The sequence below is a fragment of the Bombilactobacillus bombi genome (genome assembly GCF_013607485.1).
Lineage (GTDB): Bacteria > Bacillota > Bacilli > Lactobacillales > Lactobacillaceae > Bombilactobacillus > Bombilactobacillus bombi_A.
On the sequence record NZ_SCHP01000011.1, the window covers coordinates 23,496 to 35,873 of the forward strand.

Consider the following 12,378-nt stretch of genomic DNA (forward strand, 5'->3'; position numbering starts at 1 on the left):
AGTTCCTCTTTTCTAACTCTAATGAGTCTGTTTTTGACTTAATTCCCATTGCAAATATGAATAAATAAATGCATCTAAATCCCCATCCATCACAGCTTGACCATTACCGGTCTCATAATTAGTACGATGATCTTTAACCATAGTATAAGGATGAAAAACATAAGAACGAATTTGTGAACCCCAGCCGATAACCGCTTGTTCACCCTTAATCTGAGCTTCTCGCTGCTTTTGCGCCTCTAATTCACGTTGATAAAGTTTTGCTCGCAGCATATTCATCGCCGTTTGCCGATTTTGTAGTTGTGAACGTTGTGCCTGTGAACTGACAACAATTCCGGTCGGCTGATGGGTAATCCGTACCGCTGAAGAGGTTTTATTAATGTGCTGTCCCCCTGCGCCACTAGAACGAAAAACATCAATCCGTAAATCATCTGGATTAACTTCAATATCAATACTCTCATCTAATTCTGGCATTACCTCAACAGAAGCAAAGGAAGTATGTCGCCGGCCCGCAGCATCAAACGGTGAAATTCTCACTAACCGATGCACACCGTGTTCAGAACGCAACAATCCATAAGCATTATGTCCTTTGATCATCAACGAAACGCTTTTTAAACCAGCTTCTTCTCCTGCTTGATAATCTTCTATTTCCACTTGAAAATCATGTTGTTCGCCCCAGCGTTCATACATTCTTAAGAGCATAGAGCCCCAATCTTGGGATTCAGTACCACCGGCTCCGGGATGAATTTCCAAAAGTGCATTATTGTGGTCGTAGGGACCATCTAATAATAAATTCAATTCATACTGGTGCAAATGCTGTTGCAAATCCTGCAAAGTATTCGTTAATTCTTGGGCTAACTGGTGATCAGTAGGCTCTGCTTGCAGCAACTCTAAAGCTACTTCAGCGTTTTCTTGTTGTTCATTTAACTGCATAAAAGTATTATATTGCTCTTTCAATTGATTAGTCTGAGCAATAATTTTTTGGGCGGTTTGTGTTTGCTGCCAAAAATCAGGCTGAAGCATTTTTTGTTCATTAATGGCAATAGACTCTTTGAGGTTATCTAAGTCAAAGAGACCTCCTAAATTGTTGAATTTTGGCAGCTGTTTGTGTTAATTGATTTTTAAACTCGGCAATTTCCATATTCTTCTCCCTTTAAAAAAAGCTTTGAAGATGAGCTTTCTAGCTCATTTCAAAGCTCACATTAAATTATTTATCTTTGAACATTTTGACGTATTTCAGCTTTCATAAATAGACGAGTCACATCATATTCTATGTCAGCAATCATTTGCTCAAACATCCGAAAACCTTCTTCTTGATACTCAACCAAAGGATTCATCTGTCCGTAACCCCGCAAACCAATAGACTGCCGCAATTGATCCATTTCATCAATATGATTAGTCCAATGCTCGTCCACAACCCGCAAAATAACTACTTTTTCAAATTCCAACATTTGCTCATCATTTTGCAATTGCTGACGTTTTTGCTGATAATTAGCTAACGCAAAGTTCTCCAGCAATTGGTAAATTTCAGTTTGGGACTTTCCATCCAACTCACTACGTTGAAGCTGTTTAGGGCTAATCATCGCAGTGATAGCAAAGTCATAAATGCCATCAAGATCCCAATTCTTAGGATCACCGTTAGTTCGGGAATCAACTTGACTTTTAATTGTCCGCTTAATCATGTCTAACAAAATTTTCTCTAAACTTTGTTTTTCTGTGATAACTTGCATCCGTTGCTTATAGATAACTTCACGTTGTTCACGCATAACGTCATCATACTGTAAGGTGTTTTTACGAGTATCATAGTTGTTACCTTCAACCCGCTTTTGAGCTGATTCTACTTGCCGACTTAACATGCGACTTTGAATGACTGTATCTTCATCATAAGCTTTGGTGTTTTGCAGCCACTTTTTAGCCCGTTCAGAACCAAAGCGCTTCATTAAATCGTCCTCTAGAGACATATAAAATATTGTCTCTCCTGGATCACCTTGCCGTCCAGAACGTCCCCGCAACTGGTTATCAATCCGCCGCGATTCATGCCGCTCGGTACCGATAACACAAAGGCCTCCAAGTTCTTTAACTCCCGGTCCTAATTTAATATCAGTTCCACGACCAGCCATGTTGGTGGCAATGGTAACAGCCCCGCGTTGACCCGCCTTAGCGATGATTTCCGCTTCCTTAGCATGATTTTTAGCATTTAAAACTGCATGCGGAATATGCTCTGCATCCAAACGTTTAGACAAGTATTCTGAAGTTTCTACGGCTACCGTACCAACTAGTATTGGTTGCCCCTTAGCGTGACGGCGTTTGATATCTTCCACAACAGCATTGAATTTACTCTTTAAGGTCAAATAAAGCATATCAGGATGGTCTATCCGGGCAATAGGCTTGTTAGTCGGGATGGTAATAACTTCCATGTTATAAATTTCTCGAAATTCTTCTTCTTCAGTTTTAGCAGTACCCGTCATTCCAGAGAGTTTATCATACATTCTGAAAAAGTTTTGATAGGTGATATTAGCCATGGTCTTAGTTTCATCTTGAATAGGAACGCCTTCTTTGGCTTCAATAGCTTGATGTAAACCATCAGAAAAGCGCCGACCTTCCATGACCCGTCCCGTAAAGGAATCGACAATCATGATTTTTTTATCGGCAACCACATAATCTTTATCTTTGTCCATAATGTAGTTAGCTCTTAAAGCTTGGTCAATGTGGTGATTTAAAAGAGTATTATCAATGTCATATAAGTTATTTAAACCAAAAGTCTTTTCACCTTTACGAATTCCACTTTCGGTTAAACCAATCGTCTTAGTCGGCCAGTCGATTTTATAGTCATCAGGCACTAAGCTTTTAACAAAATGATCAGCACGTAAATATAAAGCAGTTGATTGCTCTGCCTGTCCAGAAATAATCAACGGTGTCCGCGCCTCATCAATTAAAATTGAATCGACCTCATCCACAATTGCATAATTTAACGGACGTTGAACCATTTGTTCTTGATAAACTACCATGTTATCCCGCAAATAATCGAAACCTAATTCACTGTTAGTTGAATAGGTAATATCGCAATTGTAGGCTTGTCTTTTTTCATCTGGCGATTTAGAATTCAAGTTTAGTCCAACTGATAAGCCTAACCAATTATATAAGCGTCCCATTTCGGTGGCATCACGTTGGGACAAATATTCGTTAACCGTAACTACATGAACGCCTTTGCCTGTCAAAGCATTCAAATAAACCGGTAAAGTAGCGGTTAAAGTTTTTCCTTCACCAGTTTTCATCTCAGCAATATTACCTTCATGTAAAGTAATACCACCAATAATCTGCACATAAAAAGGATATAAGCCTAAGACTCGCTTAGCGCCCTCTCGTGCTGCAGCAAAGGCTTCTGGCAAAATATCATCTAGCTTTTCGCCATTTTGAATGCGTGCTTTAAATTCAGGTGTTTTTGCTTGTAGGTCAGTATCTGAAAGATGGGCGTATTCATCCGCATGCGCGATTACTTTATCAGCAATCTTGCTCATCCGTTTGACTTCACGCTTATCACTTTCAACCCATTTTTTAATTGGATTTACCATTTATTTAAATCTCTCCTGTACTTTTACATATCTACAATATCTTATCATTTTAACACTAATAATTAAACTACTATTACTTATTAAGGCAAAAAAATGGCTGGAACTTTACTTAAACTGTCCCAACCAACATAATTTAAATATTATTCACCAGTTTCAATTAAGCCATAACGGCCGTCGTTACGCTTATAGACAATGCTGGTTCCATTAGTTTCTGCATCTTCAAAAACAAAGAAGTTATGTCCTAACATATCCATTTGTAAAACTGCTTCTTGTGCATCCATTGGTTTTAAAGACACATGCTTGGTTCTGACAATGGATAAGTCATCACTTTCTTCAGCTTCAGTATCACTAGGACCGGTTAGGTCAAAATCTTTAAGTCCTTTTTCACGTGATTTGCGATTAATTTTAGTTTTGTATTTACGAATTTGACGTTCAATTTTTTCAAAAACAGCATCAATTCCTTTGTACATGTCAGGATCAACTTTTTCTGCCCGTAAAATTAAATATGATAAAGGGATGGTAACTTCAACTTTAGTATTTTTAGTGCCACAAACTTTTAAGTTAACATGGGCAATTGGATTCTCAGTATCCTTAAAATATTTATTTAAATTATTAAGACGCTTTTCCACATAACTTTTAATGGCGTCTGTTACTTCAATATTTTCTCCGCGAATATTGATTTTTAACATCAGAAACGCTCCTTTGAGTTTATTTGGTTATTAAATAATAACCACCTTTAATTATATTATAATTTTTTTCGTAAGAAACAACAACTAAAAAACAATTATCGAACTAAAGAAAATGACTGAATCTGACCGCGATAACCAGTCTGTCGGAGACAATCGATCGCATGAAAAATTGTCCGCCCCGTAGTATAAATATCGTCTAAGATAGTTATCCTAGGAGCCTGCAAAATTGTTTGAAATTGCGGATTAAAGTTAAAAAACTGCGGTGTCTGTAAGCGTTCTTGACGATTTTTTTGGGCTTGCGAACGATCAGTTGCTAATTTAATAAGTGCCGGAGTTAATGGTACAATCCCTTCAAAGAGCCCCATAACTGGATCAAATAAGCGCCTTTGCCAATGATTTTGTGAACTAGGGACAAAGATAAATGGCGGCTCCAATTTTCGCAATTTCTGCTTTAGGTAGGGCTGAAAAGCTAAACGTAAACGATAATCGCCATAACGCTTATAACGTTTAAAATAATCATGCATGGCAGGATTATAAGTGAATAAAGCTTGATGATAAAAACCTCGATAACCTTGAGCCTGCCAATATTGACAATCTTGACACTGTTGAAAACTACCTAGACGTCCACAGGTAGGACAATAAGGCTGGTTAATAGCTTGAAATTCTTGAAAACAGCGTGGGCATAAATATTCCTGGTCAATCTGTTTTCCAATAAAAATTTCCCAAGGGCGAAACTCATGAATGATTAATTGTTGACATAAAACACATTTAGACGTCATGATTTAACCGCTCGATTTGTTTAATCGCCTGATCAATAGCTGAATTATATTGCTGACCAAAAAAGATAACTTGGTTATCACTATGGTCAGCACTACGTCCAGCCCGTCCCGCAATCTGAATTAACGTCTGCACATTAAAACGCTGAGAGTCAGCCTGCCAAACTAATACATCAATATTATAAAAAGTAACACCCCGTTCGAGAATAGTCGTAGTTACCAAAGCCTGCCAATGATTATCGCGAAACTCTTGCACCTTTTGACCACGCAGAGGATCCTTAGCATGAACAAAAGTCTGTTTTAATTGAGGAAAGTGATGTTTAATTAATTGTGATAGTAGTTCAGCTTGACGAATACTATCGACAAATAATAAAAATCTTTGTTGCTGTTGAATTAAGAATTGAATTTGCCTTTGTAACTGATAATTCAGATGTCCAAAATTATGTTTCCAAACCAGGCAAAACTGGGGCTTGGGTAGATCATGGCCATGAAAACGGCGGTTTAATAAACTATAATTTAATTGTCCCGCCTGGATGCGAGTTAAATATTCCGGACTCGGCGTAGCTGATAAATAAATCAAACAATGACGTGGTTTAACTGCCTGCAAAACTGCTTGATGCAGTAAAGGATTGTTTATATACGGATAAGAATCACACTCATCTAAAACCAATAAATCAAAGGCTGCGCGAAATTTTAATAATTGATGAACAGTACAGATTAAAATTTGAGAATATTGATATGTACTAGCCCCCTGCCCATGCAACAAGCTAACACTAACTTGGTTAAAAGCAGCCTGGATGCGTGGATATAACTCATTGCAAACATCGACACGCGGTGCTGCTAAAGCAATTCGCTCTCCTTGACTCACAGCCTGCGCGATCATAGCAAATAACATCTCAGTTTTACCACTGCCAGTAACTGCCCAGACGAGATGTTCTTGTTTAGCCAGCTGAACTTGACAGAGCTTTTGTGAAATTTGCTGCTGCTTTGGCGTTAAAGTGCCACGCCAAGATAAGGGATACAAAGGTATCTTAAAGTTATTTTGCTCCGGATAGGCTAATAAGTAATCTTGATTAGTTAAGCGCCCCAAAACTAAGCAATCTGGGCAATAAAACACATCTGCTGTAAGACTATACAAGCTTTTTTGATTAACCATCTGACAGCGTTGACACTTAAATTGTTCCTTCGATAAACTAATTAAAGCAGGAAATTTTTCCAAATGCTGATCTAAGGCTGTTGTTACAACTAAACGACCAGATAAATTATCTGATTCCACCATATCACCCATTATTTAATTACCCAATAAAGGAGGGTTTTATTTATCAAAACTTATATTACAATCAAAAAAAATCACCAACATGAACTGGTAATTAAAAAATCACGTTTTATTACGCAGCTGGCACGTGTTAATAGCCCCGCCGAGGCTCAAGATTTTATCGACCAAATTAAAAAACAGGAAGCTAAAGCTAATCATAATTGCCATGCGTATATTATTGGTGATCACAATCAATTTCAACATACTAGTGATGATGGTGAACCCACTGGAACTGCCGGTGTTCCCATGTTAGAAACTTTACAGCAAATGCAAATACAAAATGTTGTGGCCGTTGTCACCCGATATTTTGGTGGGATTAAACTCGGTGCTGGCGGACTAATTCGGGCTTATCGCCAAAGTGTCAGCCAGGCAATTAATGAAGTTGGCCGTGTTCAAGGCATAGAACAACAAGAGCTCTTAATTAAGGTTGATTATAAGCAATTTGAACGCTTAAGCTATTGGCTTAAGCAACAGCAGATAAATATTAGCCAGGTCAACTATACTCAACAAGTAACTCTCAGCATTTACGTGAATCAAAATCATATTTCCAAATTCACCCAAGCGCTCAAAGAATTTTTAAATGCTCAAGTACAAATAGATTTAGGTAAAGTTCAATTTAATGAAGTTGATCTATCGCACGATCACTTAGAAACTAATCACTAATAATATTAACGGCACTAAATATTAACTTAAAAAAAGACGAGGACAACAATTTGTCCTCGTCTTCGTATTGATTAAATTAATAATTAATTTTAACACAGGGAAACAGACCAAAGTTTATGTTTAAGCAACTTTGACATCCATATTAATGCTTTTCCAAGCGTTTTACTAAGTGTTCAATTATATGCAGCAATGGCTGGCGATTTTCTCCTACCAAACCAATAGATTCAACAAAAAGCTCTAATCCCAATAATAAAGCGATGGTTAATAAAATTCCACCCCAAAAAGAGGATACAGGATAAAGTAAAGCAATAAAGGAAAAAACTAATGATAGTCCATAAATAACTAAGACAGTTTGCCGATGTGTCAAGCCTAATTGCATTAACCGATGATGCAAATGGTGCCGGTCAGCTTGAGAAATAGGCTTATTATTTAAGAATCTCCGTAACATCGCATAGATGGTATCCGTAATCGGCACTCCGAGAATAACAATGGGAATCACCAAAGAGACAAAGGTGACATTTTTTAAACCCTTCAAAGAAAAAACTGAAATCATAAAGCCAATAAATAAAGCCCCGGTATCACCTAAGAAAATTTTTGCAGGATGAAAATTGTGTGGCAAAAAGCCTAATAAAGAAGCCACCATTGCAAATATCCAAATAGATACGTAGGTATCAGTTGTAGTCAAAAAGAAATAACCAATGACCCCCATTGTAAAAAGGGCAATTATTGAAACGCCGGTTGCCAAACCATCTAAACCATCAATTAAGTTTACTGCATTTGTAATTGCCAAAATCCAAAAAATAGTTACCGGTAAACTCAGCCAGCCTAATTGGAAAGAACCCAAAAATGGAATGACTATATAAGTCATTTTAATGCCAGCTAAAAAGTAAATCACCAATGCAGAAACAAAAATCCCTAACATTTTTTGAGATGGTTTTAGTTCCCGAATATCATCAATTAATCCGGTCAAAATAATAATACACTCGGCTAAAAAAACGCTAAATAACTCATGCGTAGGAAATTGCGGCCGCAGCAAAACAAAAGTCGAAAAAGTAAATGACAAAAAAATAGCCAGCCCACCAACCGTAGGCATCGGCTTTTTATTAACCCGACGAGCGTTAGGCTTGTCCACAGCTCCTAAGACAAAAGCTAATTTGCGTACAAAAGGAGTTATTACTGCTGCAATAATCATAGTAAGAAATAATTTAACGATAATATTAAACATTGTGTAGCAAGCCCCTTTCACATATTATGAATTATAATATTTAGCAGAGATTTATACAACTTTTACTTGCTCAATCAACAAAAAAAGGTGGTAAAAAAGCTTATGCCTTATTTGGCATAAGCTATTTTTCTAGTTTCTCTAATTACTGTTACTTTGATATGTCCCGGATATTCTAGCTCTTTTTCGATCTGATTTTTAATCTTACGAGCCAAAATCGTCGATTGATTATCCGAAATCTTTTCAGGCTTGACCATAATTCTAATCTCACGGCCAGCTTGAATTGCATAGCAATGATCAACGCCATCATGGCTATTAGCAATTTCTTCTAACTTTTCTAACCGATGAATATAATTTTCCATCGATTCCGACCTTGCTCCCGGACGAGCAGCTGAGATCGCATCAGCTGCTGCCACTAAAGTAGCAATCATCGATGTTGGAGCTACATCCCCATGACTAGACGCAATAGTATTAATTACCACTTTAGGTTCTTTGTATTTAGTAGTAATATCCACACCTATCTCGACATGAGAACCTTCAATTTCATGATCTAAGGCCTTTCCGATATCGTGTAACAGTCCCGCGCGTTTCGCTAAAGTTTCATCTTCACCTAGTTCTGCAGCCATAGTACCTGCAATTTTAGCAACTTCAATTGAATGACTCAAAATATTCTGCCCATAACTGGTCCGAAAGTTAAGGCGGCCAACAATTTTAATCAAATCAGGATTCATATTATGAATTCCCAAATCATAGATGGTTTGTTCACCTAATTCCCGAATTCTTGTGTCCATTTCCTTACGAGACTTGTCAACCATTTCTTCAATGCGTCCGGGATGAATCCGTCCATCAGCAATCAATTTTTCTAGGGTTAAACGAGCAATTTCTCGTCTAATCGGATCAAAACCACTTAAAGCCACAGCCTGCGGCGTATCATCAATAATGATATCAATTCCCGTCAAAGACTCGATTGTACGAATATTTCGGCCTTCACGGCCAATAATTCTGCCCTTCATTTCTTCATTTGGTAAGGCAACAGTTGTCACTGTGGATTCGGAAACCGTATCTGCAGCTGACTGCTGAATGGCTTCGATAATTAATTGTTTGGCTTTCTTTTCAGCATCTTGTTGGGCAGCTTGTTCACTAGCGCGAATCATCTGCGCCTTTTCCTGAACTAACTCATCATTCAATTGTTCTAAAAGATAATCACGCGCTTGATCATGACTCATACCCGCAATTTCTTCTAGTTTTTCTTGTTGCTTGTCTAAGGTTGAAGTTACTTCTTTTTGTTGATTCTCTAACTTTTGCTCTGTACTATCAATTTTTTCCTCGCGCTTTTCAAGAGAATGTTCACGTTGATCCAGCGAATTATCCTTACGATCTAAGGAATCCTCACGCTGCAACATTCTGTTTTCTTGTCGCTGAAGCTCTTTACGTCGTTCACGTAAGTCATCTTCTTGTTGCTGACGATACTTATGACTTTCTTCGCGAGCTTCCACCAACGCTTCTTTTTTAGCCGCCACAGCATCTTTTTTAGCTGATGCAATAATACTTTCAGCCGTTTTACCTGCTTGCTTGAGGCTATTTTCATAAGCAATCTTTCGCACAAAAAAACCGATTACAGCACCAATTATTAGCATCAAAATTGCGACCGCGAGGATAGCGAGATTAAATGACATTTGCTTACCTCCAAGTCACATTGTACTAGTTTGGTTTTAAAAATTTCAGGTACATAATAATATTATGGTTTCTGAGCCCAACTGTCAACGATGTTTATTCAATAAAAAAAAGAATCTCTTAAGATTCTTCCGTTATTTTAGCTTTTTCTTTAGTTTTTGCGGTTTTAGAATTCTTTTCAGCCGGTGTATTTTTCTTATCTTTGTCAGCTTCCATACCATAAGCCACCCGGACTTGTTGTTTAATTTCAGCTTTCATTTCTGGATGCTCGTCAAGATATTTTTTCGCATTTTCACGGCCTTGACCAATTCGTTCATCATGATAGGAATACCAAGCACCACTTTTATCGACAATATCTTTTTCAACAGCCATATCGACAATTTCACCTGTCTGGGAAATGCCATGTCCATACATCATATCAACAATTGCAACTTTAAAAGGCGGTGCTACTTTATTTTTAACAACTTTAATTTTTACACGATTTCCAATGATATCAGAGCCATCTTTAATTTGTTCCGAGCGTCGAACTTCTAAGCGGATAGTGGAATAAAATTTTAAAGCACGGCCACCAGGAGTAGTTTCAGGATTACCAAAGACTATTCCCACTTTTTCCCGAATTTGGTTGATAAATAAGGCAATGGTTTTAGTCTTATTTAAAGTACCAGACAGTTTACGTAAGGCCTGCGACATCAAACGGGCTTGTAACCCCACATGGGCATCACCCATTTCACCATCTATTTCAGCACGCGGTACTAAGGCAGCCACTGAGTCAATAACTAAAATATCAACTGCACCACTAGAAACTAACGCGTCGGCAATCTGCAACCCTTGCTCTCCTGTATCTGGCTGTGAAAGCAAAAGGTCGTCAATATTAACGCCTAAAGCAGTCGCATAGGCTGGATCCATTGCATTTTCTGCATCAATATAAGCGGCTGTACCACCATTTTTTTGTACCTCAGCTACAGCATGCAATGCAACCGTAGTCTTACCAGAACTTTCAGGACCATAAATTTCCACAATCCGACCACGAGGAAAACCGCCCACACCTAAAGCATTATCAAGTGCTAATGAACCTGAGGAAACTGTTGAAATTTGCGTTTGAACATTTTCTCCCATGCGCATAACTGCACCCTTACCAAAATCTTTTTCAATTTTTTTCAGAGCAATATCTAAAGCTGCTTGTCGTTCATCTTTTGCCACAAAAATACCTCCTCATCGAACATACGTTCCCTGAATGACTATTATAACTGATTTGCAATCATAAAGAAAGCAGCAACTACACTTTTTTGACGAATATCAGCGCGTTGACCAGCAAACTTAAACTGTTGGGCTGTAACTTGATTAGCGGGATTCTTAACAGCAATCCATACTGTTCCTGCAGGTTGATCTTCTAAAGCTGCCGGACCGGCAACCCCCGTTAGACCAACTCCCCAGTCAGTATCAATAATTTTTGCACTTTGAACAGACATTTGTTTTGCAGTCCAAGAACTAACTACACCATGTTCCTGCAGCTTATTAAATGGTATTTCTAACAATTGAGACTTCATCGCCATGGAATAAGTCACAAAACCACCCGTAAAGACATTTGATGCTCCTGGAATAGTAGCTAAAGTTGCCTGGAATAAACCTGCCGTGAGGCTTTCAGAGGCCGTAATTGTCTGTTGCTTTTGATGCAAAATTTTTACTACTTCAGCAAATAACTCCTGATAACTGGCTAAAGTAAAGGCAACAGTATCTGCTTGGGCAGTTTGAAATTGTTGACGTAGTTTTTGCATAATATCACCTTCCATTTTTAATTACAATTTTTCTGCCAAATATTTTTAAATAAAAAAAGACCCAGACGTTTTAAACGCCAAGCGTCTTTTTATTATTACTTAAAATCAGCATAGTATTGTTTATTTTGAATCAAATAATCATAAGCAGAATAAACCGTAAAAATCAAACAAATATACAACATAATAGTTCCAAATGGTAAATGCCAATAACTAAAGATAGGATCATTTAACAATAAGAAGACAATTGCTAACATCTGTGTCGTCGTCTTAATTTTTCCAGGCATTTGCGCTGCCATGACTTGTCCACCCTGTTCAACAATCAATAGCCGCAAAGTAGTAATCAATAATTCTCGACAAGCGATAATCGCTACAACCCAAGCTGGAGCTTGATGATGAGCTGCCAAATAGACAAAGGCAGTTAAAACTAACATTTTATCCGCTAAAGGATCCATGAATTTACCAAAGTTAGTAACTAAATGACGACTACGAGCAATTTTGCCATCAGCTAAATCTGTTAATGAGGCTACTACAAAAATAATCGCCGCAATTAAATACTCTGCCGAAACTTTGGTTCCTAAAAATTGTAATTATCCCAAATGAAAATTTAACGACATAAAAACCATAAAAAGCGGAATTAAAATAATTCGCACTACGGTTAACTTATTGGGTAAATTCATTTTCTTACTCCTTAATTA

General features: G+C 37.7%; 10 protein-coding genes and 1 pseudogene. 1 reads left to right on the plus strand and 10 read right to left on the minus strand.

The features are described 5' to 3' along the window. Positions 1-18 precede the first annotated feature (18 nt). From prfB to EQ827_RS04175, 5 genes are all read right to left on the minus strand, one after another. Positions 19-1,138 (minus strand): peptide chain release factor 2 gene (prfB, locus tag EQ827_RS04155; protein ID WP_258231787.1). Its coding sequence is split into 2 segments (ribosomal slippage): positions 19-1,065 and positions 1,067-1,138, totalling 1,119 coding nucleotides; the frame shifts between segments, so codons are not numbered across the junction. Between the two features lie 70 nt (positions 1,139-1,208). Then, positions 1,209-3,569 (minus strand): preprotein translocase subunit SecA, encoded by a 2,361-nt coding sequence (gene secA / locus EQ827_RS04160; protein ID WP_181189725.1) that lies wholly within the window; start codon positions 3,567-3,569, stop codon positions 1,209-1,211. A 140-nt stretch (positions 3,570-3,709) separates the two neighbouring features. Continuing rightward, positions 3,710-4,258, minus strand: a complete 549-nt coding sequence (gene hpf / locus EQ827_RS04165) for a ribosome hibernation-promoting factor, HPF/YfiA family (RefSeq protein WP_181189726.1) — start codon at positions 4,256-4,258, stop codon at positions 3,710-3,712. Positions 4,259-4,353: 95 nt separating this feature from the next. After that, positions 4,354-5,037, minus strand: a complete 684-nt coding sequence (locus tag EQ827_RS04170) for a ComF family protein (RefSeq protein ID WP_181189727.1) — start codon at positions 5,035-5,037, stop codon at positions 4,354-4,356. Further along, entirely contained in the window at positions 5,027-6,322 is a 1,296-nt protein-coding gene (locus tag EQ827_RS04175; RefSeq protein WP_181189728.1) for a DEAD/DEAH box helicase family protein, read from the minus strand. Before EQ827_RS04175 ends, EQ827_RS04170 begins: the two co-directional genes overlap by 11 nt. Positions 6,323-6,355: 33 nt before the next feature. Between EQ827_RS04175 and EQ827_RS04180 the strand changes: the two genes are divergently transcribed. Beyond that, positions 6,356-7,012, plus strand: a complete 657-nt coding sequence (locus EQ827_RS04180; RefSeq protein WP_181189737.1) for a YigZ family protein — start codon at positions 6,356-6,358, stop codon at positions 7,010-7,012. 142 nt (positions 7,013-7,154) lie between these two features. Here EQ827_RS04180 and EQ827_RS04185 read toward each other — a convergent pair whose 3' ends face one another. The 5 genes and pseudogenes from EQ827_RS04185 to pgsA form a co-directional block, all read right to left on the minus strand. Further along, entirely contained in the window at positions 7,155-8,237 is a 1,083-nt protein-coding gene (locus EQ827_RS04185) for a glycosyltransferase family 4 protein (protein WP_181189729.1), read from the minus strand. Positions 8,238-8,344: 107 nt separating this feature from the next. Then, positions 8,345-9,910: a ribonuclease Y gene (rny, locus tag EQ827_RS04190; protein ID WP_181189730.1), complete on the minus strand. Its 1,566-nt coding sequence runs from the start codon at positions 9,908-9,910 to the stop codon at positions 8,345-8,347. Positions 9,911-10,028: 118 nt separating this feature from the next. After that, the gene (gene recA / locus EQ827_RS04195; protein ID WP_181189731.1) at positions 10,029-11,108 is read right to left on the minus strand and encodes a recombinase RecA; all 1,080 of its coding nucleotides are present in this window, start codon (positions 11,106-11,108) and stop codon (positions 10,029-10,031) included. Positions 11,109-11,149: 41 nt separating this feature from the next. Then, positions 11,150-11,683 (minus strand): nicotinamide-nucleotide amidohydrolase family protein, encoded by a 534-nt coding sequence (locus tag EQ827_RS04200; protein WP_181189732.1) that lies wholly within the window; start codon positions 11,681-11,683, stop codon positions 11,150-11,152. 95 nt (positions 11,684-11,778) lie between these two features. Then, positions 11,779-12,360: pseudogene (gene pgsA, locus EQ827_RS04205) on the minus strand (CDP-diacylglycerol--glycerol-3-phosphate 3-phosphatidyltransferase). Positions 12,361-12,378 lie beyond the last annotated feature (18 nt).